Source organism: Rahnella victoriana (assembly GCF_004330295.1).
Taxonomy (GTDB): domain Bacteria; phylum Pseudomonadota; class Gammaproteobacteria; order Enterobacterales; family Enterobacteriaceae; genus Rahnella; species Rahnella victoriana.
Window position 1 is genome coordinate 138,977 of record NZ_SJOJ01000007.1, and the last position, 21,652, is coordinate 160,628.

At 56.2% G+C, this 21,652-nt stretch carries 17 protein-coding genes and 1 pseudogene; 9 read left to right on the forward strand and 9 right to left on the reverse strand.

What is annotated here, in order from left to right; genetic code table 11:
• Nucleotides 1-229: 229 nt before the first annotated feature.
• The 5 genes from EYY67_RS08170 to EYY67_RS08190 all read left to right on the forward strand — a co-directional run bounded on the left by EYY67_RS08170 (nucleotide 230) and on the right by EYY67_RS08190 (nucleotide 6,252).
• Nucleotides 230-2,335: a TonB-dependent siderophore receptor gene (locus EYY67_RS08170; protein WP_131693301.1), complete on the forward strand. Its 2,106-nt coding sequence runs from the start codon at nucleotides 230-232 to the stop codon at nucleotides 2,333-2,335.
• Between the two features lie 122 nt (nucleotides 2,336-2,457).
• Nucleotides 2,458-3,426: a Fe2+-enterobactin ABC transporter substrate-binding protein gene (gene fepB, locus EYY67_RS08175; RefSeq protein ID WP_131693282.1), complete on the forward strand. Its 969-nt coding sequence runs from the start codon at nucleotides 2,458-2,460 to the stop codon at nucleotides 3,424-3,426.
• Nucleotides 3,426-4,427, forward strand: a complete 1,002-nt coding sequence (fepD, locus tag EYY67_RS08180; protein ID WP_131693283.1) for a Fe(3+)-siderophore ABC transporter permease — start codon at nucleotides 3,426-3,428, stop codon at nucleotides 4,425-4,427. Before fepB ends, fepD begins: the two co-directional genes overlap by 1 nt.
• A 2-nt stretch (nucleotides 4,428-4,429) precedes the next feature.
• Entirely contained in the window at nucleotides 4,430-5,458 is a 1,029-nt protein-coding gene (gene fepG, locus EYY67_RS08185) for an iron-enterobactin ABC transporter permease (protein ID WP_131693284.1), read from the forward strand.
• A complete protein-coding gene (locus EYY67_RS08190; protein ID WP_131693285.1) occupies nucleotides 5,455-6,252 on the forward strand; it encodes an ATP-binding cassette domain-containing protein in 798 nt (265 codons plus the stop codon). The genes fepG and EYY67_RS08190 overlap by 4 nt, the downstream gene beginning before the upstream one ends.
• On the opposite strand, the gene fes is transcribed toward EYY67_RS08190, so the two are convergent.
• Nucleotides 6,226-7,566 carry an enterochelin esterase gene (gene fes, locus EYY67_RS08195; protein ID WP_131693302.1) on the reverse strand — a complete coding sequence of 447 codons (1,341 nt, stop codon included), beginning with the start codon at nucleotides 7,564-7,566 and terminating at the stop codon, nucleotides 6,226-6,228. The two genes, EYY67_RS08190 and fes, sit on opposite strands and share 27 nt — an antisense overlap.
• Nucleotides 7,567-7,798: 232 nt before the next feature.
• Between fes and EYY67_RS08200 the strand changes: the two genes are divergently transcribed.
• A complete protein-coding gene (locus tag EYY67_RS08200) occupies nucleotides 7,799-10,069 on the forward strand; it encodes a TonB-dependent siderophore receptor (protein ID WP_119823468.1) in 2,271 nt (756 codons plus the stop codon).
• 67 nt (nucleotides 10,070-10,136) lie between these two features.
• Here the strand turns inward: EYY67_RS08200 and gdhA are convergent, their stop codons facing one another.
• From gdhA to EYY67_RS08225, 5 genes and pseudogenes are all read right to left on the reverse strand, one after another.
• Nucleotides 10,137-11,480, reverse strand: a complete 1,344-nt coding sequence (gene gdhA, locus EYY67_RS08205; protein WP_095923598.1) for an NADP-specific glutamate dehydrogenase — start codon at nucleotides 11,478-11,480, stop codon at nucleotides 10,137-10,139.
• A gap of 113 nt (nucleotides 11,481-11,593) precedes the next feature.
• Entirely contained in the window at nucleotides 11,594-12,079 is a 486-nt protein-coding gene (locus tag EYY67_RS08210) for a methylated-DNA--[protein]-cysteine S-methyltransferase (protein ID WP_131693286.1), read from the reverse strand.
• Between the two features lie 96 nt (nucleotides 12,080-12,175).
• Nucleotides 12,176-12,613 (reverse strand): DUF2000 domain-containing protein, encoded by a 438-nt coding sequence (locus EYY67_RS08215; RefSeq protein WP_131693287.1) that lies wholly within the window; start codon nucleotides 12,611-12,613, stop codon nucleotides 12,176-12,178.
• A gap of 51 nt (nucleotides 12,614-12,664) precedes the next feature.
• Nucleotides 12,665-13,504, reverse strand: a complete 840-nt coding sequence (locus EYY67_RS08220) for an AraC family transcriptional regulator (protein WP_095923602.1) — start codon at nucleotides 13,502-13,504, stop codon at nucleotides 12,665-12,667.
• 197 nt (nucleotides 13,505-13,701) lie between these two features.
• Nucleotides 13,702-13,899: pseudogene (locus EYY67_RS08225) on the reverse strand (AraC family ligand binding domain-containing protein); the annotation flags it as partial.
• 533 nt (nucleotides 13,900-14,432) lie between these two features.
• Here EYY67_RS08225 and EYY67_RS08230 point away from each other — a divergent pair.
• Nucleotides 14,433-14,690: a helix-turn-helix domain-containing protein gene (locus EYY67_RS08230; protein WP_119823331.1), complete on the forward strand. Its 258-nt coding sequence runs from the start codon at nucleotides 14,433-14,435 to the stop codon at nucleotides 14,688-14,690.
• A 183-nt stretch (nucleotides 14,691-14,873) separates the two neighbouring features.
• Here EYY67_RS08230 and malM read toward each other — a convergent pair whose 3' ends face one another.
• The 3 genes from malM to malK form a co-directional block, all read right to left on the reverse strand.
• Entirely contained in the window at nucleotides 14,874-15,770 is an 897-nt protein-coding gene (malM, locus tag EYY67_RS08235) for a maltose operon protein MalM (protein ID WP_095923603.1), read from the reverse strand.
• Between the two features lie 229 nt (nucleotides 15,771-15,999).
• Nucleotides 16,000-17,298 (reverse strand): maltoporin, encoded by a 1,299-nt coding sequence (locus tag EYY67_RS08245; RefSeq protein WP_165497954.1) that lies wholly within the window; start codon nucleotides 17,296-17,298, stop codon nucleotides 16,000-16,002.
• 26 nt (nucleotides 17,299-17,324) lie between these two features.
• Entirely contained in the window at nucleotides 17,325-18,434 is a 1,110-nt protein-coding gene (gene malK, locus EYY67_RS08250; RefSeq protein WP_095923605.1) for a maltose/maltodextrin ABC transporter ATP-binding protein MalK, read from the reverse strand.
• A 377-nt stretch (nucleotides 18,435-18,811) separates the two neighbouring features.
• Between malK and malE the strand changes: the two genes are divergently transcribed.
• Together malE and malF are read left to right on the forward strand one after the other, a co-directional pair.
• Nucleotides 18,812-20,011 carry a maltose/maltodextrin ABC transporter substrate-binding protein MalE gene (gene malE / locus EYY67_RS08255; protein WP_095923606.1) on the forward strand — a complete coding sequence of 400 codons (1,200 nt, stop codon included), beginning with the start codon at nucleotides 18,812-18,814 and terminating at the stop codon, nucleotides 20,009-20,011.
• A gap of 71 nt (nucleotides 20,012-20,082) precedes the next feature.
• The gene (malF, locus tag EYY67_RS08260) at nucleotides 20,083-21,642 is read left to right on the forward strand and encodes a maltose ABC transporter permease MalF (RefSeq protein WP_131693290.1); all 1,560 of its coding nucleotides are present in this window, start codon (nucleotides 20,083-20,085) and stop codon (nucleotides 21,640-21,642) included.
• The last annotated feature ends 10 nt before the right edge of the window (nucleotides 21,643-21,652 follow it).

Below are 21,652 nucleotides of genomic sequence, written 5' to 3' on the forward strand. Positions count from 1 at the left end.
CTCCTTTACGCCCATTCCCGCCTCAGAAATATTGCTCAAACCCCACAAATGCTAATGTAAATACGAATGATTAGCAATTGCATAAAAATGTATGCTAATGTTTCGAAAAATAAAAAACGTTCCATTTCAATACTTAAAAACTCAAATCTGTAACAGGATGATAACTTTTATGGCCAGTATGAAAAAAATCACGTTGAAGGGGCTGACTCTTCTGGGGTCTGCTGTGTTGATGCCGCTGGGGGCAACGTATGCTGCGACAAGTACCGAGGAAACTCTGGTCGTCAGTGGTAACACGCAGGTGAGTGAAGACCCTACCCTGCCGGTGAAAGGTATGGTGGCAACGAAATCACTTTCAGCGACCAAAACGCCGACTGAAATCCTGAAGACGCCGCAATCGGTCTCCGTGGTCACCCGCGATCAAATGGATGCGCAGGATGCCTCCTCCGTATCGCAGGCGTTACGCTATTCTTCCGGTGTTTTTACCGAATATCGCGGCAGTTCGAACCGTAATGATGAGGTTTTTGTTCGCGGTTTTAGCTACGTACCGAAGTTTCTTGATGGCCTGAGCTATGGCGCCACCGCATCGTCGCAAACCGGCAGTCTGGATCCGTGGCTTCTGGAGCGCGTTGAAATCATCCGTGGTCCGGCTTCTGTCCTTTATGGTCAGGTTAACCCCGGCGGTCTGATCGCCATGACCAGCAAACGTCCGGTGGCGGAAGACATCCATAAAATCCAGATCAAAGCGGGCAACCATAAACTGGCTGAAGGTGCGTTCGATTTAGGTGGCGTGCTGACCGATGACGGGCGCGTGCTGTATCGTCTGAATGGCATCGGACGCTATCAGAACAGTCAGGTGCAGGATAATAAAGAAACGCGTTATGCCATCGCGCCAGCCATTACCTGGCTGCCAAACGACAACACACGGTTCACGTTACTCACCAGTTTCCAGAAAGACCCGGACGCCGGTTACCGTAACTTCCTGCCAGCAACAGGCACCGTGACAGATACCGATGCAGGCCAGATCCCGTGGGATTTCAATGTCAGTGACCGCAATTACAATCAGTCATGGCGTGAGCAGAAAAGCATCGGCTACGAATTTGAGCATATCTTCAATGAAATGTTCACCTTCCGCCAGAATGCCCGTTACAGCGAGATCGAGCAGAAATACAAATATCTGGTGTATACCACGTCTAAAAGCGATTACGTCCTCGGACGCCGCCCGCAGCGTGAAACCCGCGACACCAATGAGTTCGTGATCGACAACCAGTTGCAGGCGCAGTTTGATACTGCGCAGGTCGCGCACACAATCCTCGGAGGCATGGATTATAAAACCAGTAAGGATCGCCAGAACCTGTGGCGCGGCTCATCCGACGGTTACGATATCGACTGGCGCAACCCGGTTCGCGGCGTGACGGTGGATGAATCCACCATGACCCATTCTACCGATGAGCAGCAAACGCTCGATCAGCTGGGCCTGTATGTGCAGGATCAGATGGAATGGAATCAGTGGAATCTGTTGCTGGCAGGGCGTTATGACTGGACAGAAGTGCGCACCGATGACTTCCAGGCCAGCGAGCAGACGCAACAGAATGACAGCAAATTTACCGGTCGTGCGGCGCTGTTGTATGCCTTCGACAGCGGAATTTCGCCGTATATCAGTTACAGCACGTCGTTCGAACCGAACCTGCAAACCAACCGTGCGCCGGGCGTTGCCCCATTTGCGCCGACCAACGGCAAACAAACCGAAATCGGCGTGAAATATCAGCCGGTGGGTTCGCAGACGCTGCTGACCGTTGCGGCTTATCAGTTGCGTCAGGATAACGTCGCGACCTATAACAGCGCGGAAGGCTGGTACGAATCGGCCGGTGATATTCAGTCACGCGGTATTGAAACTGAGTTGCATTCCGCGCTGACCGAATCCATCAATCTGATCGCGTCTTATACCTATACCGATGCGGAAACCAAAGAAACCACCGTGGCGAACACCAAAGGGAAAACACCGGCACGTATTCCTGAACATATGGCATCACTGTGGGGAAGCTACACCTATAATCACGGCGTGTTACAAAGCCTGACCATCGGCGTCGGCGCCCGTTATATCGGCACCAGCTGGGGCGATGCGCAAAACACTTACAAAGTGCCTTCCGTCGATTTGTACGATGCGATGGTCAGCTACGATTTAGGTCAGGTAAGTCACAGCCTGAACGGCGCGTCCGTGCAGGTTAACGTGAACAACGTGTTTGATAAAAAATACGTCGCGTCCTGTGCATCGACCTCTGCCTGCTTCTATGGCATCGGCCGCACTGCGTCCGCCACCTTCAATTACAGTTTCTGATCCCGCAAAACGTTGCCCGGCCAGTGTCCGGGCAACGTTTTGCCGTCCCTCTGCGATTGACCTTACCCCCGCCAGATATAATAATGATAACCATTAACATTAAAAATTCAGGAATGGATCCAATGACAAGGGCCGGTTTTCGTCGTTTTTCAGGGACAGTGGCACTGCTTTTATCACTGATGTTCACCACGCAGGTTTTCGCAGATGGCTGGCCGCGTAAGATCATGACCCCGAAGGGCAGCATCACGTTACAACAACCGCCTCAGCGTATTGTCTCAACCAGCGTGACCGTCACCGGGACATTGCTGGCGATTCATGCGCCGGTCATCGCCAGCGGAGCCACCGCGCCAAATAATCATGTTTCCGACGCGCAGGGCTTTTTCCGCCAGTGGGGCGATATTGCGAAACAGCGCGGCGTGCAGCGGCTCTATATCGGTGAACCCAATGCCGAAGCCATTGCCGGTGAGGCACCTGATCTCATTATTATCGCGGCCACCGGCGGCGATTCAGCCCTGAAACTCTATGATCAGCTGTCGGCCATTGCGCCGGTCATGGTGGTCAATTACGACGATAAAAGCTGGCAGGAACTCGCCACCGAATTAGGTCAGGCGACAGGTAAAGAAGCCGATGCCGCCAGCGTCATTGCACAGTTTTCACAACGTGAAGCGCAGGTGAAAAAGGCCATAACACTGCCGCCGCAGCCGGTCTCCGCGCTGGTATACGGATCTGATGGCAAAAGTGCCAATCTCTGGACGCCGGTTTCGCCACAAGGTCAGCTCCTCCAGCAACTGGGGTTTACCCTCGCGCCGGTTCCGCTGAATCTTGCCGCCAGCTACAGTCAGGGTAAACGCCATGACATCATCCAGCTTGCCGGTGAAAAAATGCCGGATGCAATGAACGGCCAGACGCTGCTGTTATTCTCCGCGAATCAGGCCGATGCACAGCGTCTGCTGACCAATCCCTTTCTGGCGACGTTACCCGCCGTGCAGGCGGGGCGGGTGTATGCGATGGGCGATGACACCTTCAGGCTCGATTATTACAGCGCCAGCAATATGCTGAATCAGCTTGAAAAATTGTTCGTTACGCACTGATGCCCCGCTCAATAAAAAATCTTACGACGCTGTGTTTTGCGCTGTTGCTGCTCTGCCTGATGATGGCGCTGAGTCTGGTGCTGGGTGAAAAATCACTGCCGCTCAGCACCGTCATCTCCGCGCTGCACGGTCAGTGTACGGGCGCGGATTGCATGATCGTCACGGATGCCCGTGTACCGCGCACGCTGGCCGGTTTACTGGCCGGCATGGCGCTCGGACTATCGGGCGCGCTGATGCAGATCCTCACCCGCAATCCGCTGGCCGATCCCGGCATTCTCGGCGTCAACGCCGGTGCCGCCTTCGCGGTGGTTATCGGGATAGCCTTCTTTGGCGCAACGGATGTCAGCCATTATCTGTGGTTCGCTTTTGCCGGTGCCCTGCTGGCGACATTACTGGTCGCCATGATCGGGGCGCTGGGGCGCGGAAAACTGGATCCGGTACGCCTGACCCTCGCGGGCGTCGCGCTCGGCGCGGTGCTGGAAGGCATGTCTTCAGGGATTTCCCTGCTCAACCCGACCGTCTACGACCAGTTGCGATTCTGGCAGGCCGGCTCGCTGGATATCCGTAACATCGCGGTGATCAACACCGTCACGCCGCCGGTGATTTTTGCTGTTGTTCTGAGCTTACTGATGACCCGCGCGCTGAATAATCTGTCGATGGGCAGCGAACTGGCGACGGCGCTGGGTACCAAAATCGCCACCACGCAGTTGCTGGGATTACTGGCGATTACCCTATTGTGCGGCAGTGCGACGGCCGCCGTGGGGCCGATCGCCTTTGTCGGCCTGATGGTGCCGCACATAGCGCGCTGGATCTGTCGCGCGGATCCACGCTGGATGCTGCTGTGGACGCTGGTGTTAACGCCGACATTGCTGCTGGCGGCGGATATCGCCGGACGTTTTCTGGTGACCGGCGAATTACGGGTTTCCGTGGTGGTGGCCTTTATCGGCGCGCCGGTGCTTATTTTCCTTGTACGCCGTCCCGGCGGATTACGCAGAGGTTAATCATGAGCCAGATCCTGACAACACCTCGCCCGCTGAAAAAACCTGTGCTGTTGTCGCGCCCGTTTCTGACCGCCTGCGGGCTGGTGTTGTGCCTGATTTTACTGGCGATTTACGCGCTGGGGAGCGGCACACTCGCGCTGACCCCGTCGCAGGTAATCTCTGCCCTGCTCGGCGACGGGCCGAAAAACCTGAGCATTATTGTCACCCAATGGCGTCTGCCACGCGTGGTGATGGCGATGGTGCTCGGTGCCGCGCTCGGTGTCAGCGGCGCGATTTTCCAGTCGCTGCTGCGCAATCCGCTGGGCAGCCCGGACGTTATCGGTTTTAACACCGGCGCGTATACCGGTGTTCTGCTGGTCATCGTGTTGTTTAACGGCGGCGCAGGCGAAACCGTGTCCGGCGCGATGGCGGGTGGCGTACTGACCGCGCTGGTGGTTTACGCGCTGGCATGGCGTCAGGGCGTCGAAACCTTCCGCCTGATTATTGTCGGTATCGGCGTACGCGCGTTGCTGATTGCAGCCAATACCTGGCTGATTATTCACGCCTCGCTGGAGTCGGCACTGACGGCTGGCTTGTGGAATGCCGGTTCGCTTAACGGCATCACATGGGAGAAAAGCCTGCCGGTGGCGGGGATGATCGTCGCCGCCTGCATTCTGGCGCGTTGCTTATCCGCGCCGATGCGGCTGCTGGAAATGGGCGATGATGCCGCCTGTGCGCTGGGCGTTCCGGTTGAGCGTTCCCGCCTGCTGCTGATGCTGGCGGGTGTGGCGCTGACCGCCGCTGCCACCGCGCTGGCCGGGCCGATCTCCTTTATAGCGCTGGTCTCACCGCAGATTTCACGCCGCCTGTGCGCCAGCCAGCAACATGCGTTGTTCTTCGCCGCACTGACCGGCGCCCTGCTGTTGCTGGCCGCCGATGTCACCGCACAACGGCTGTTCCTGCCCTATCAGTTACCTGTGGGCGTGCTGACCGTCAGTCTCGGCGGCATTTATCTGATTGGGTTGCTCATCCGGGAGTCACGACGCTCATGAATACTGAACACGCTTCACCGTTGTACGCGGAAGATCTGACGCTGGGCTACGATAAAAAAATCGTCGCCCGCGACCTCTCTGTGTCCATTCCGCAGGGCAAGCTGACGGTGATTATCGGGCCGAATGCCTGCGGCAAATCCACGCTATTACGCACGCTCAGCCGCCTGATGCAGCCGCAATCCGGCGCGGTATTTCTCGACGGTAAGCTGATTGGCGATTACGGCACCCGGGACGTGGCGAAACGCCTCGGCCTGCTGCCGCAAAGCTCAACGGCACCGGGCGATATCAGCGTGGCGGATCTGGTGGCTCGCGGGCGTTACCCGCATCAGAGCCTGTTCCGCCGCTGGACGGCACAGGATACGCTGGCGGTCAGCGAGGCCATGCGCGCCACCGGCGTCGCTGACCTGGCGGAAAGCACCGTTAATTCGCTTTCCGGCGGCCAGCGCCAGCGGGTGTGGATCGCCATGGTGCTGGCACAACAAACGCCGCTGCTTCTGCTGGATGAGCCGACGACCTGGCTGGATATTGCCCATCAGATTGATTTGATGGAACTGATGTGTCGTCTGAATCAGGAAAATGGCCGCACGCTGGTGGTGGTGTTACACGACCTGAATCAGGCGTGCCGTTACGCCGGACACCTGATTGCTATGCGCGATGGCAAAATACTGGCGGAGGGCGCACCGGCGGATATCGTCACACCGGCGCTGATCGAACAGGTTTTCGGGCTGCGCTGCGCCATTATCGACTGCCCGGTTTCGCATACGCCGTTAATCATCCCGCTGGGTAACGGCTGAATCTCCGGCGCCCGATGGCGCTTCATTCCACAGACATTGAAGGCCATCGAGTAAACCGCCGCGCCAGCTGAGCGCGTCATGACCGGCATCCACCACCCGATAACGCACGCTGTTTCCGGTGCGACCCAGCAGCTCCTCCATCTGGTTATTCACCTGATAAATCAGCCGCTCATTGCTGCCCGCCTCCATGAAAATTTTCAGATGGCTGGCCGCGCCCAGCCCGTTGCTCACCTCACGCAATAACAGATCGGCGTCGTCAGGATGTTCCTCCTGCTGCGCTTTATTGCGTCGCGGCCACCAGAAAGAGCCGGACTGACTGAGCACGCAACCGAACCGCTGCGGCCAGTGTAAACCGGCATACAGCGACGAAAGGCCGCCGAAACTCTGCCCAGCCACCACCGTTTTGTCCGCGCTGTCACTGTGCGGCGCGAGCGCGGCCACGGCGGGCAATAATTCCTCCTGTATCGCCTGCCAGAAATCCGCATTACAGGTCAGTTCGCGGCTGCGGGTTTGCGTATCAATCACGTCGATCAGAACGTAGACCGCCTGCGGCAGGCTGCCCTCCTGCGTCAGTTGCATCAGCGGCTGCCAGACCGGCATCTGCTGCGCCCAGAACTGGCCGTCGAGCAGTAATGCCAGCGGGCGCGACGCCAGATCCTGACTGTCACCGGTGGTGTAAATCCAGACCTTGCGCCGGTTTCCCAGACGCGCGCTGTTCCACTGATAGATTTGCAGTTTTGCCGGTGCCTGCGGCGGTTGAGCGCCGTGCAGATCAAACTCGCGCCAGGCGGGTTGCGGCATGGCATCGGGCATATGCAAAGGCGACAGCGCGTGAGATTTTGCTCCCGGCCACGGATGATTCAGATTGAGCGGATCGTGGATCGCATGGGCGAACATATCCTTCCACCAGTCGCGTGCCGCCAGCATCGCGGTATACGCATCAGGATCCTGCGGGAACTCGCCCCCCGTTTCCGTCCGTGGGATCAGGCTGTAGCTGCCGCGCCAGCCGGAACGCAACGCGATATGCAGGAACCAGACGTCTGTGCCCGCCAGCCGTTGCAAACTCTGCGGCGGCTTCGGCTGATGATGATCGGTGATGCCGTTGATGTTGATCCACACGCGCTGGAAATCCGATGTCGCCTCACTGCCTTGCGGATCCCGCCAGAAGAACGTCACGTTGCACAGGCCATCGACCGGCCGTTCGATCCACGGCGATCCCTGCGTGTTAATTTCATTCCACCACGCCGCGCTGCCCGCATCACCGGCGGATAAGAGGGTCTGTGCGGTCGGTTTTTCCGCAGACGAGGATTTCATCATTTTTTCGCTTTGCCGCCTTTTACATCGTGAAGAACAGACACTCCCTGTCGGAGCCTTTACACAATCCCAACAAATAAGGAATGGGAATCGTATTGATAATTATTTTCAATTGCAATAGTGTGTAACCGCCCGTAAAACGGGACGATAAAAAATACACATACAACAGGCCATCCTCCTGTTCATTGAGACGATATTGCAGGAAAGGATGGATTTCAGGGCAGAATCCAATATGAAAAGCAGGCTACCACACTATTCTCTGGCAACCTTAATCGGGCTGGGATCGGCGCTCACTTTACCCGCCAGCGCAGCTGAAACTTCCGCAACCGACACAGCAGAAGCCAGCCAGACCACCGAAGACGCCACGAAAGACACCGGCGATACGCTGGTAATCACCGCCGCACAACAAAACCTTCAGGCTCCCGGTGTATCGACCATCACTTCCGACGAAATCCAGAAACGCCCTCCGGCACGCGACATCAACGAACTGATCCGCACCATGCCCGGCGTCAACCTGACCGGCAACTCCACCAGCGGCCAGCGCGGTAATAACCGCCAGATCGACATCCGTGGCATGGGCCCGGAAAACACCCTGGTGCTGATCGACGGTAAGCCGGTAAACAGCCGCAACTCGGTGCGTCAGGGCTGGCGTGGCGAGCGCGATACCCGTGGCGACACCAGCTGGGTTCCGCCGGATATGATCGAGCGCATCGAGGTGATCCGTGGCCCGGCAGCCGCCCGTTACGGCAACGGCGCTGCAGGTGGCGTGGTGAACATCATCACCAAAAAAGACACGCAGGAGTGGCACGGTTCCTGGAATACCTACCTGAACGCGCCGCAGCATAAAGACGAAGGCTCGACCAAACGTACCGACTTCAGCCTCTCCGGCCCGCTCAACGATCAGTTCAGTTTCCGTCTGTTCGGTGGCTACAGCAAAACGCAGGCCGACGCGCAGTACATCAACGACGGTCATCAGTCCGAACGTACCGGCACCTATGCCGACACCGTACCGGCAGGCCGTGAAGGTGTGATCGATAAAAACATCGATGCCCTGCTGCACTGGGATTTCGCCCGAATGCAGTCGCTGGAATTTGAAGTGTCCAACAGCCGTCAGGGCAACCTGTATGCGGGCGACACGCAAAACACCAACACCAGTGCGCTGGTGAAAAGCATGTACGGCAAGGAAACCAACCGCATTTACCGCCAGTCTTACTCGGTGACCTACAAAGGCGCGTGGGATAACGGCGTGACCACCAACAACTATGTGCAGTATGAGAAAACCCGTAACTCGCGCATGGATGAAGGGCTGGCGGGCGGTACCGAAGGCATCTTCTCAGACGAAGACTTCAACACCATCGCGCTGGGCGATATTCTCGCGCACAGCGAAGTCAGCGTACCGTTCGAACTCGGCGTGCCGCAAACCGCCACATTCGGTACCGAATGGAACCAGCAGAAGATGAAAGATCCGTCTTCTAATACGCAGGCCATGCTCGGCGGCGCGATTGACGGTATCGACAGTACCGACCGCAGCCCGTATTCGCAGGCGGAGATTTTCTCGCTGTTTGCTGAAGACAACATTGAGCTGACCGACAGCACCATGCTGGTGCCGGGACTGCGTTTCGATCACCACTCCATTGTCGGCAATAACTGGAGTCCGTCCCTCAACCTGTCGCAGGAACTGGGTGACGATTTCACGCTGAAAATGGGCATCGCCCGCGCCTATAAAGCGCCGAGCCTGTATCAAACCAACCCGAACTACGTGCTGTACAGTAAAGGTCAGGGTTGTGCGGCCAGCGGCGGCGGCTGCTATCTGGTGGGGAATAAAGATCTGGATGCCGAAACCAGCATCAACAAAGAGATCGGGCTGGAATTCCACCGTAACGGTTATCAGGCGGGCGTGACCTATTTCCGCAACGATTACCGTAACAAAATCGAATCCGGCTACCTGCCGGCCGGCACTTCTTCCACCGGCACCACCGACGTGTATAAATGGGAAAACGTGCCGAAAGCCGTGGTACAGGGCCTGGAAGGCACGCTCAACATTCCGGTCAGCAGCACCGTTTCCTGGAATAACAACGGCACCTACATGATTGAAAGTAAAAACAAAGAGACCGGCGATTACCTGTCGATCATCCCTGAATTTACCATCAACTCCACGCTGAGCTGGCAGGCAACGGAAGATCTCTCCCTGCAATCCACCCTGACCTGGTATGGCCGTCAGAAGCCGAAGAAATACAACTACAAGGGTGAAGCCGTTACCGGCAGCGAGAAGAATGAAGTCAGCCCGTATTCCGTGGTCGGCATGAGCGGCACCTACACCGCGACCAAAAATGTCAGCGTCACGGCGGGTATCGATAACGTCTTCGACAAACGCCAGTTCCGTGCAGGTAACGCCCAGACTGTGGGTAACGCCACCACCGGCGCCTATATGTATGGCGCAGGCGCAGCCACCTACAACGAACCGGGCCGCACGTTCTACATGAGCCTGAATACGCACTTCTGAGTATGCTGATCGCATAAAAAAGCCACCTGCAAAGGTGGCTTTGTTGTTTCTGAAACCTGAATCCGGATTACAACACGCCCTGCGCCAGCATGGCATCGGCGACTTTCACGAAACCGGCGATATTGGCCCCGCGCACATACTGGGTCTGTTTGCCTTCACCCCCGAACTCCACGCAGGAATGGTGGATATCCAGCATGATGTGACGCAGACGCGCATCCACTTCGTCGGCTTTCCAGCTCAGACGTGCAGCGTTCTGCGCCATCTCCAGGCCGGACGTGGCCACGCCACCGGCATTCGCCGCTTTACCCGGCGCGAACAACACGCCTGCGTCGGTAAACAGATCGGTTGCTTCAATCGTGGTCGGCATGTTTGCGCCTTCCGCCACCGCTTTCACACCGTTGGCGATCAGCACGCGTGCCGCAGAGGCATCCAGTTCATTTTGTGTCGCACAGGGCAGCGCGATATCCACCGGCACGTTCCACGGCTGCTGGCCTTCGAGATAGGTCAGGCCGAGTTTTTGGGCATAATCGGCTACGCGGCCATCGCGGCTGGCTTTGATTTCGGTCAGCAGCGCCAGTTTTTCTGTCGTAAAACCGGCTTCATCCACCACGGTGCCATTGGAGTCTGAGGCAGTAATGACCCGTGCGCCCAGTGACATGGCTTTTTCAATCGCGTATTGCGCGACGTTACCGGATCCGGAAACCGCCACGCGCATGCCTTCGAAATCCAGACCATGGCGTTTGAGCATCGATTCAGTGAAATAGATCAGGCCGTAACCGGTGGCTTCCGGGCGGATCAGGCTGCCGCCGAACGACAGCCCTTTGCCGGTGAATACGCTGGCGGTGTTGTTGGAGAGCTTTTTCATCATCCCCGCCATATAGCCGACTTCACGCCCGCCGACACCGATATCGCCCGCAGGCACATCGGTATCCGGCCCGAGATGGCGATAAAGTTCCAGCATCAGCGCCTGACAGAAACGCATGATCTCGCCTTCGCTTTTGCCCTTCGGATTGAAATCACTGCCGCCCTTCCCGCCGCCCATCGGCAACGTGGTCAGCGCATTTTTGAAGGTTTGTTCGAAACCGAGGAATTTAAGAATCGATAAATTGACCGACGGATGGAAACGCATCCCGCCTTTATACGGGCCGATGGCCGAGCTGAACTGCACGCGCCAGCCACGGTTCACCTGCACCTGATTTTTGTCATCCACCCACGCGATGCGGAACTGAATGACACGCTCCGGCTCCACCAGACGCTCGAGTAACGCAGAACGGCGGTATTGCGGATGTTGTTCGAGGAAAGGCCATAGCGTGGTCATAACTTCACGTACGGCCTGAGAGAATTCGACCTGATGCGGGTCGCGTTGTTGCACTGAGGATAAGAACTGTTCGAGGGATTGAATCTGATCCATTAAGGTAAAACTCCGTCTGTAAGTGATGTTGTCTTTTTTATTTACTGCTTATTTTTTGACTATGCATCGACTGACAAGCGGACATCAAGAAATTTATTTCCTCAATAAAGACCCTACGATTTGCGACCTTCCAGCTTCAGCAGCAATGCCTTGTTATCCAGCCCCCCGGCAAAGCCGGTTAACTTACCGGAAGCGCCAATCACACGGTGACACGGTGCGACAATGGAAATCGGGTTACGGCCATTGGCGGCACCGACTGCGCGAACGGCTTTCGGGCGGCCGATCCGGCGGGCGATATCGCTATAACTGCGCGTTTCACCAAAAGGAATTTCCAGCAACGCCGCCCAGACTTCCTTCTGGAATGCGGTGCCGGTGAAATCGAGTTCCAGTTCAAAACAGGTACGTTCGCCTGCAAAATATTCGTTCAGCTGTTGCTCGGTTTTCAGCAGGATTGGAAACGCCGGGTCTTCAAGCATCTCGCCTAACGGCACACGACCGTCGATTTCACATTCCCACAAAATCGCCGTCAGTTTGTCGCCTTTCGCTGCCAGTGTCAGCTGCCCGACCGGTGATGCCATGCGCTTGAATCTGTATTCCATCAGTCCCTTCCTCTGCGAGTTTTACGCTCCACACTTTACCGGAAAGGCAGGAACCGACGAAAATTATTTCAGGCTTATCGGGTTAAATGACAGTCATCAGCCCAGCAATCCCAGTTTGCCGGTCAGTTTGCGCACCACTTTCTTTTTGCCCGCCAGCGCGATGCCCAGCAGTTGCAGATTGTCCGTCGGCACAACCGACACGGCCTCGCGAAAAGCGGCGTAATCGGTGGTTTGCTGGCCTTCGACCGGGAAAATAATGCCGTCCATTTCCTCATCATTAAGCAGATGCTGATGAAGTTGCGTGAGTTGTTCGCTGTCGGCAACCAGAACGCTGATACCAATCGGGATCAGCCCCGGATGGGTGCGGTTATCAGCATCAATCAGCGGCTCGCCCACCAGCGCGGGATGGCGCTGTCCGAGCGTCAGCGCCAGTACGGCGGCGGCATTGGCGGCATGTCCTGCGGCAAGTTGCTGATTGATCACAATCACGCAGCGTTCAGGGGATGAGGGAAGAAGGGTTGCAGGGGTATTCATGATGACAGGCTCCGGTTCAGTTGAAATCTGAGCTTAACCCGTCACTTTTTCTTAATCTGGAAGATTTGTGCACAGACGCCGGTAATGCGCTGGCGTGAGCTGATACGCACGGCGGAACCAGCGCCCGAGATGGCTCTGATCGGCAAACCCTAAATCGGCGGCCACGGCAGCCGGCGTACGCCCGAGCGCCAGCCCTTCGCGGGCGCGGGTCAGTTTCAGCTGAATAAGATAGGCGTGCGGCGGCAATCCGAATTCGGCTTTAAACGCACGGCTGACCACAAAACGGCTTTCACCGGTTGCCGCCGCCAGTTGTTCGAGGCCGACGTCTTCATGCAGATGCGCATGCAGATATTCCCGCGCCTGATGCGCCACCCGCGACCAGGGCGCATCCCCCAGAAGCCGCGGCGGTTGCCAGGTGAGATGCCCGCCCAGCGCACTGAGCAAGCCGTCGAGCGCAGTCTGGCGCACAATGCGCAGCTCTTTACCGTGCAGCGCCTGAAACGCCCGCGAGGTCGCCTGCGCCAGTTGCGGATCCTGCGCTAAGGTATTTTCGAAACTCGGGTCACCGGCAGAAGACAGCGAATCGCGCCGCGCCGCCAGTTCACGGTTCAGCCATTGCGGATCGAGATACAGCATGTGATAGGTAAAACCGCCAGGCTGCACGGCATCGCCGTCATGAATTTCACCCGGCTCGAGCATAAAGACTTTGCCCGGCAAACTCTGGTGCTTCTGGCGGCGGCAACTGAACTGCTGCAAACCGTACTGGGTAACGCCGACCAGATAGCTGTCATGCCAGTGAGGATCGTACGCATGGCCTTCGAAATGGGCGTGGATCGTTTCGATCCCGCTGTCTTTATCTTTCGATAAGTCGACCCAGTTTGCAGACGCCATACATCCCCCGCTGAATGAATTAACAACAGGGTAACAAATAGGCGGAGTGAATAAAACTCGGGCGGCTCCCTCCCCTGCGAAGGGGAGGGCTGGGGTGGGGTATTAAGGTCAGATCGCAATGCGTAAACATCGACTATTTTATGGTTTGCTAAACCCCCTCCCTGCCTCCCCCTTCGCAGGGGGAGGAGCTAAAAACCGACTACAAAGACTTTGCCCGGCAAACTCTGGTGCTTCTGGCGGCGGCAACTGAACTGCTGCAAACCGTACTGGGTAACGCCGACCAGATAGCTGTCATGCCAGTGAGGATCGTACGCATGGCCTTCGAAATGGGCGTGGATCATTTCGATCCCGCTGTCTTTATCTTTCGATAAGTCGACCCAGTTTGCAGACGCCATACATCCCCCGTTGAATGAATTAACAACAGGGTAACAAATAGGCGGAGTGAATAAAACTCGGGCGGCTCCCTCACCTGCGAAGGGGAGAGAGATACACTGCAACTCACTGCAACAACTAAAATTTCTCTGGAAAGCAACTCCCAATACGCCACTTAGCTGGTTGGTTTAAGACGCCTATTTACGCTATAGTCGCGCCGCTGCGGAAAAATCCGTGGCCGGGATTTGCACCCCGGAAACTATAAGGGCGCACTTGATGATATGCATTGAGTGTCAATGCTTGTGCACACCTATTGTTTGCGCAGTATAAATACTGTACTCACAATATCAATGGTGGCTCAGGCAGGGCTGACTTCGGTCAGGCCGGTGTCCTTGTAGGCCGGTAGTGCAAACCCTGTCTGAGCTATCACCATGAGATTTGCACCTCCGGTGATAGTCGTCACGACTACAAGGAGATGTATCAATGAAACTGCCACACAACCCTACTTTCCTGCCCTATCTCGTTCCTGTTCAGTCTTTATCAGGAGCATTCAATTATGACTAGTCACGACTGGCATCCGGCCGACATTATTGCTGCATTGCGCAAGAAGGGCACCACGCTGGCAGCCGTCTCACGTGCGGCTGGCCTGAGTTCATCGACGCTTTCGAATGCCCTTTCCCGCCCATGGCCAAAAGGCGAAATGCTGATTGCTCAGGCCATTGGTGTACAACCTTCGCTTATCTGGCCGAGCCGGTATTTTGATCAGGAAACGATGACGTTTATTGAGCGAAAAATCAGGGTACGGGGAAAATAAAACTCGGGCGGCTCCCTCCCCTGCGAAGGGGAGGGCTGGGGTGGGGTATTAAGGTCAAAATCAAGAAGTTAAAGTGTGATTTAACAAGGTGTTAGTCATTAAAACCCCCTCCCTGCCTCCCCCTTCGCAGGGGGAGGAGCTAAAAACCGTCTGCTTTATCTCCTGCACTTGCAGGGTAGGAAGTTAGTGCTTCACGCTTTCAATAAAGGTTTTACGGGCAGTTTTAGAACCCAGACGTTCGGCTTCGTCCAGCAGTTTCAGGGCCTTATCGACGTCCCCGGCTTTCACCGCTTTCTTAATCGCGTCATTGAAGTAGGTTTCTGAATCGCTGAGCATTGGCTCGCTCGGTTTTGCCGGTGCTGCGGCAGGCGCAGGCGCTTGTGTGCTGCCGACGACGACCGGTGCAGCGGCGGCTGGTGCGGAAGACGGGAAGATCTGACCAATCATCACGTTACCGGTTTTCTGCTCGGCGGTGACTTTCAGGCTCAGCGTGCCGGTCGGGGTATGACGGGCAATCGGATCCGGGATATCCGGTACGGCGTTACCCACGCCCGCAGCGAAAGCTTTCGCCGGGTTGACCATCTGCGTGGTTTCTGCCAGATCTTGACGGGTGGTGTACACCAGCAGATAAATTTGTTTCTGACCCAGTGCCGGTGTCAGTTTCAGTGTGCCTTCCAGACGGTCGCTCGAGACGATGCCCGGTTTCTGATACGGGAAATAGCTGGAAGGGTAAAACGCAGCCGGACGCATCTGCTCATCCAGCACCAGAACATTTGGCGCATACACGGTTTTACCGGTCGCGATACTGGTCAGTGTAATTTCAAGCGAACCCCGGTCGGCTGGCAACGCGAAAGCCCCGACGGCGCCCTGAATCTCACCCTGATTGATTTCAACACTGGACGTCCCCAGCGTCACATCCTGCGTCACTGGCGGAACCAGCGGCGTCCATGAAAGGTTGCGTAAGGTCTGGCTGGAAATAGCCGGTGCCGTATTCGCATCATTTTGCGCAGCATTCACCACCGCAGGGGCAGCAGCCAACAGGCTCAGCGACAGACACAGTGACAGCAGATTCTTTTTCATTATTGTTTCCTTTGAAATCACCATGAAGGCTGGCGGTCATCAGCGATAATCCGCCAGCCAGCACATCTTCTTTACTGCGTTTTTTAAAGCTTACATTGCCATTTTTCCAAACTCTTTCGGGTTGCCGGAAGGCGGCAAGCGTCCAAGTCCCCGGGAGCGTAGACAACTACGTGACCGGGGCGAGGACGCGCAGCCAACGCATCGGCAGCGCGAAGGAGGAAGGAAAAAATTACCACCAGATTTCCATTTGGGCGCCGAAGGTTATTTCGTCGTCATTACCACGGCTGAAGGTACGGGTGCTTGTGTCATTCATTGCTAAGCCATTGCTTGCGCCGCTGTCAGTGTCGTAGCCCCATTTCTCATCCCAGTTCGCATAGGTTGCGAACACACGGATGGCCGGACGTGACCAGATGCTGTCGCCCGCCTGCCATTGTTGCGCCAGGGTGACTTTGTACTGACCGTTTTTGTCGCCAGTACGCTGGGATTTCACGTTGTCGTAACCGACTTCCAGCAAGGTGCTCATGATCGGGGTCCATTTGTACATCGGACGGACACCGACGGTGTACCAGGTGGTGCCATTGTTGTTATCGCGGTCAACGTCCTGATACATCGCCACGTACATCAGGCTCCAGGTGTCGTTGAAGTCGATCGCACCGTGGTCGAGCACACGAACCATGCTGCCGTTGTTGTTGATGGCTGCACCGTTGGAGTGGCCGTTCGCTGCGCCCTGACCCGGATCGGTCATGGAATCAGACGCGTATTGCAGTACGAATTTGTTGTAGCCGTTATAGATGCTTTGCGTATGTTCTGCGGTGACCAGGAAACCGTCTTTGGTCGCGTCGTCAGCCAGGGTGTAACCGTCACGCGCATTGGCACGACCGTAATCCACACCTAACTCCAGCACGCCGCCCGGGTTCGTTTGCAGACCTGCCAGACGCACGTCGAACACGTCATTGGAGGTTGGCACTTCGTCACGCTGATCGGCGATGTAACCGTATGAACCGCCACTTTCGGTGTTACGGGTTGCCGCCAGAGACAGCTTACCGAAGCCCAGATCGATATCTTCCAGACCGGCACCAGGACCTGAAATATCCCAGTAGTAGAAGTCGATCATGTGAACGTCATGACGTTGGTAGAAACGCTTACCGGCCCAGATGGTGGAACCCGGCAGCCATTCGATCAGGTTTTTACCCTTCACGTTTGCTTCGCGGAAAGCCGGATCGGTTGACTCCCAGTCGTTCTGTTGTGAGACGGAATACGCCACGTTGGTGTCGAAGTAGAAGCTCTTATCCCCTTCTTTCCACACTTCCTGACCCAGTTTCAACTCTGCATAGGTCTCACATTCGTTACCGAGACGGTATTTGCTGTCTGCGCCCGTTGCTTTGAAACATTGCTGTTCGCCGCCGCTGCCGGTCCAGCCAATACCCGAACGGGCATAACCTGTGAAATCCACCGCCATTGCTTGTGTAGAAAGGATGCCAGCAGCCACTGCCAGCGCCAGGGAAGAACTACGCATTGTGATCATCATTTTCTCCTGTAGGGGATCGCGTGCTTTCAAACACCAGGTTCGGGGTGTAACCGGCGACATGCGGTTCCGTCTTCACGGAACAGATGGCAGCGGTGTGGCGGCAAACCGATGGCGAATGTTGCACCTTCTTCTACCAGCACCACGTCGTTCTGGCGGTACACCAGGTTCTGACGAATTGCCGGAATTTGGATGTGGATCTGTGTTTCGTTACCCAGTTGCTCGACGACCTGCACTTCACCGGACAGCGTCACTTCCGCGACGTCGCTGGGCAGAAGGTGTTCAGGGCGAATACCCAGTGACAGGTTGCTGCCGACTTTCACGTCAGTACCTTCCACCGGCAGCCAGACTTGCTGGCGGTTTGGCAACTCGACCTGCACACGCGCAGGTTCAGCACCGGTGACTTTCACCGGCAGGAAATTCATTTTTGGTGAGCCGATAAACCCGGCGACAAAACGGTTGGCAGGATAGTGATACAGCTCGAGCGGCTTACCGACCTGGGCGATATGTCCGGCATCGAGCACCACGATTTTATCGGCCAGCGTCATCGCTTCAACCTGATCGTGGGTCACGTAAATCATGGTGCGTTTCAGGCGCTTATGCAGGCGCGAAATCTCAATGCGCATCTGCACACGCAGCGCGGCATCTAAGTTAGAAAGCGGTTCATCGAGCAGGAACACCGTCGGTTCGGCCACCAGCGTACGGCCAATCGCCACGCGCTGACGTTGTCCGCCGGACAGGGCTTTCGGGCGTCGGTCGAGCAGGTGCGCCAGTTGCAGCACTTCGGAAACCTGATTGACCCGCTGGCTGATTTCAGCTTTTTTCGCCCCGGCCAGTTTCAGGCCAAACGACATGTTTTCTGCGACAGACAGATGCGGATACAGCGCATAAGACTGGAACACCATGCCGATGCCGCGATCGGCCGGTGGCACTTCGTTCATGCGTTTATCGCCAATCTTCAGCTCGCCGGACGTGATGTCCTCCAGACCGGCAATCATGCGCAGCAGAGTGGATTTACCGCAGCCGGACGGACCGACAAACACCACAAACTCGCCTTCTTCTATTTCCAGATTGATGTCGCTGGAAATCACAGTATCGCCAAAGGCTTTGTACACGCTGTTAAGGGAAACGCTCGCCATCCTGAACTCCTGTACTTGCTGCCAGCGAGAAAACTCAATGCAACGAAGAGTGAAGGATTAGCGGTTAAGCGTAATCATCCGTAACAAAGTTTTTCATGGGGGAGGAGCAGGGAGGATGACGGTTTCCCGCAACCGGATGAAAGTTCAGACCAAAAATCAAATTCGTGATCTGAATGGCAAAAAACGAAGCATATTTTTGAGTGATGAGCCACATAACGCCTGAGACTGTCGGCGGGATCACACTCTGAGAGGCGGGGGCGTAGAGGGGGGGATGATGAAGCACCGGCGGGTTGAATCCACACTGGCATCGTACCCTGTCTTTTCCGTCTCAGACGGCAGAAAAACCGACTCCTCACAGGAAATAAAAGGATTGGATTATGACCCTCAGCATTAAGAAAATGGTTAAACACACACTGGCACTCTCGGCGCTGGCTACGCTGGTGTTGTCATCTTCCGCTTTTGCCAAAATAGAAGAAGGTAAGCTGGTCATCTGGATCAACGGTGACAAGGGCTATAACGGCCTGGCGGAAGTCGGTAAGAAATTCGAAAAAGACACCGGCATTAAAGTCACGGTAGAACATCCGGACAAGCTGGAAGAAAAATACCCGCAAGTGGCAGCCACCGGCGGCGGCCCTGACATTATCTTCTGGGCGCATGACCGTTTTGGCGGCTACGCACAATCCGGCCTGCTGGCTGAAATCAGCCCGGATCAGACTTTCAAAGACAAACTGTTCCCGTTCACCTGGGATGCGGTCACCTTCAACGGCAAGCTGATCGGCTATCCGGTCGCGGTTGAGGCGCTGTCACTGATTTACAACAAAGACATTATTAAAGAAGCGCCAAAAACCTGGGAAGAAATCCCGGCGCTGGACAAAGAGCTGCGCGCCAAAGGCAAGAGCGCCATCATGTGGAACTTGCAGGAACCCTACTTCACCTGGCCAATCATTGCCGCTGACGGCGGTTATGCCTTCAAATATGAAAACGGCAAATACAACATCAAAGACACCGGCGTGAATAACGCAGGTTCACAGGCTGGCCTGCAATTCATCATCGATCTGGTGAAAAACAAACACATTAACGCCGACACCGATTATTCCATCGCCGAAGCCGCCTTCAACAAAGGCCAGACCGCCATGACCATCGACGGTCCGTGGGCGTGGTCAAACCTCGACAAGAGCAAAATCAACTATGGCGTAACGCTGCTGCCAAGCTTCCACGGCAAGCCGTCTAAACCGTTCGTCGGCGTGCTGACTGCCGGGATCAACGCCGCCAGCCCGAACAAAGAACTGGCGAAAGAGTTCCTGGAAAACTACCTGATCACCGACGAAGGTCTGGCGGTGGTGAATAAGGACAAACCACTGGGTGCCGTGGCGTTGAAAACCTATCAGGAACAGCTGGAAAAAGATCCGCGTATCGCCGCAACCATGGCGAACTCGAAGAACGGCGAAATCATGCCAAACATCCCGCAGATGAGCGCCTTCTGGTACGCAGAACGCAGCGCCATCATTAACGCAGTGAATGGCCGTCAGACGGTGCCGCAGGCGCTGAAAGATGTAGAAACCCGCATTACCAAGTAATGCCAGCGTTTTAGCTCAATGAACGGTACGGAGCCGACCTGCTCCGTACCGCCACTACAAGGATTGTCCCTATGCCAGTAGCCAAAAAACGGCCGTTCAGCAATGCGTTTAAGTGGCTGATCATCGCCCTGCTCGCCTGCCTGACCGGTTATCTGATCGTGCTGATGTATGCGCAGGGTGAATACCTCTTTGCCGTTCTGACCCTGATCCTTTCCGGCGTCGGCTTATACATTTATGGCAACCGCCGCGCCTATTCGTGGCGCTACGTCTACCCCGGTCTGGCCGGGATGTCGTTGTTCGTGCTGTTCCCGCTGGTCTGCACCATCGCGATTGCCTTTACTAATTACAGCAGCACCAACCAGCTGACTTTCGAGCGCGCACAGTCGGTCCTGATGGGGCGTGAATTCCAGGGCGGCAAGGCGCTGAATTTTGCGCTCTACCCTGCTGGTGAAAAGTCTGCCGGTGATAAATGGCAACTGGCGCTGACGTCGCCGGATAACAGCGAAACGCTGGTGTCTCCGCCTTTTGCTTTCGATGCTCAGACACCGCAAACGCTGGAGATGCTGCCGCAAACCGCGCCGTCGGCTGAAAAAGCCGGGCTGCGGGTGGTGACACAAAACCGTCTGGCGCTCGGTCAGATCTCTGCAAAATTACCCGACGGTGAAACGTTGCGCATGAGTTCCCTGCGCCAGTTCTCCGGCACCCAGCCACTGTACAAACTCGGCGAAGATGAAAAACAGCTGACCAACGTACAAACCGGCACCCTTTACCGCCCGAACATGGACAGCGGTTTTTATCAGGCCGTAAATGCGCAGGGCGAATGGCAGGCTGAAAAACTCAGCCCCGGCTTTACCGTCAGCATCGGCTGGGGCAACTTCCTGCGCGTATTGCACGACGAAGGGATCCAGAAACCCTTCCTGTCGATTTTCGTCTGGACCGTGGTGTTCGCGCTGCTGACCGTGGTGCTCACCGTCGCCGTCGGCATGGTGCTGGCCTGCGTCGTCCAGTGGGAGGAGCTGAAAGGCAAGGCGGCGTACCGCATCCTGCTGATCCTGCCGTATGCCGTTCCCGCGTTCATTTCGATTCTGATTTTCAAAGGGTTATTCAACCAGAGCTTTGGTGAGATCAACCTGATGCTCAGCGCCCTGTTTGGCATCAAACCGGCGTGGTTCAGCGACCCGTGGACTGCCAAAAGCATGATCATCATCGTCAACACCTGGCTCGGTTATCCGTACATGATGATCCTGTGCATGGGCCTGCTGAAAGCCATTCCTGACGACCTTTACGAAGCGTCAGCCATGGACGGCGCGACGCCGATGCAGAACTTCTTCCGCATCACGCTGCCGCTATTGATCAAACCGCTGACCCCGCTGATGATCGCCAGCTTTGCGTTTAACTTTAATAACTTCGTGCTGATCCAGCTGCTGACCAACGGCGGCCCGGACATGCTCGGCACCACCACGCCTGCGGGTCATACCGATTTGCTGGTCAGCTACACCTACCGCATCGCCTTCGAAGGCGGCGGCGGACAGGACTTCGGGCTGGCGGCGGCAATCGCCACGCTGATCTTCCTGCTGGTGGGTGCGCTGGCTGTCGTGAACCTGAAAGCCTCACGCATGAAATTCGACTAAGGAGAAACAG

Coding starts and splice junctions, on each gene's coding strand:
- EYY67_RS08170 (WP_131693301.1), top strand. CDS start 230: ATGCCGCTGGGGGCAACGTATGCTGCGACAAGTACCGAGGAAACTCTG.
- fepB (WP_131693282.1), top strand. CDS start 2,458: ATGACAAGGGCCGGTTTTCGTCGTTTTTCAGGGACAGTGGCACTGCTT.
- fepD (WP_131693283.1), top strand. CDS start 3,426: ATGCCCCGCTCAATAAAAAATCTTACGACGCTGTGTTTTGCGCTGTTG.
- fepG (WP_131693284.1), top strand. CDS start 4,430: ATGAGCCAGATCCTGACAACACCTCGCCCGCTGAAAAAACCTGTGCTG.
- EYY67_RS08190 (WP_131693285.1), top strand. CDS start 5,455: ATGAATACTGAACACGCTTCACCGTTGTACGCGGAAGATCTGACGCTG.
- fes (WP_131693302.1), bottom strand. CDS start 7,566: ATGAAATCCTCGTCTGCGGAAAAACCGACCGCACAGACCCTCTTATCC.
- EYY67_RS08200 (WP_119823468.1), top strand. CDS start 7,799: ATGAAAAGCAGGCTACCACACTATTCTCTGGCAACCTTAATCGGGCTG.
- gdhA (WP_095923598.1), bottom strand. CDS start 11,480: ATGGATCAGATTCAATCCCTCGAACAGTTCTTATCCTCAGTGCAACAA.
- EYY67_RS08210 (WP_131693286.1), bottom strand. CDS start 12,079: ATGGAATACAGATTCAAGCGCATGGCATCACCGGTCGGGCAGCTGACA.
- EYY67_RS08215 (WP_131693287.1), bottom strand. CDS start 12,613: ATGAATACCCCTGCAACCCTTCTTCCCTCATCCCCTGAACGCTGCGTG.
- EYY67_RS08220 (WP_095923602.1), bottom strand. CDS start 13,504: ATGGCGTCTGCAAACTGGGTCGACTTATCGAAAGATAAAGACAGCGGG.
- EYY67_RS08230 (WP_119823331.1), top strand. CDS start 14,433: ATGACTAGTCACGACTGGCATCCGGCCGACATTATTGCTGCATTGCGC.
- malM (WP_095923603.1), bottom strand. CDS start 15,770: ATGAAAAAGAATCTGCTGTCACTGTGTCTGTCGCTGAGCCTGTTGGCT.
- EYY67_RS08245 (WP_165497954.1), bottom strand. CDS start 17,298: ATGATGATCACAATGCGTAGTTCTTCCCTGGCGCTGGCAGTGGCTGCT.
- malK (WP_095923605.1), bottom strand. CDS start 18,434: ATGGCGAGCGTTTCCCTTAACAGCGTGTACAAAGCCTTTGGCGATACT.
- malE (WP_095923606.1), top strand. CDS start 18,812: ATGACCCTCAGCATTAAGAAAATGGTTAAACACACACTGGCACTCTCG.
- malF (WP_131693290.1), top strand. CDS start 20,083: ATGCCAGTAGCCAAAAAACGGCCGTTCAGCAATGCGTTTAAGTGGCTG.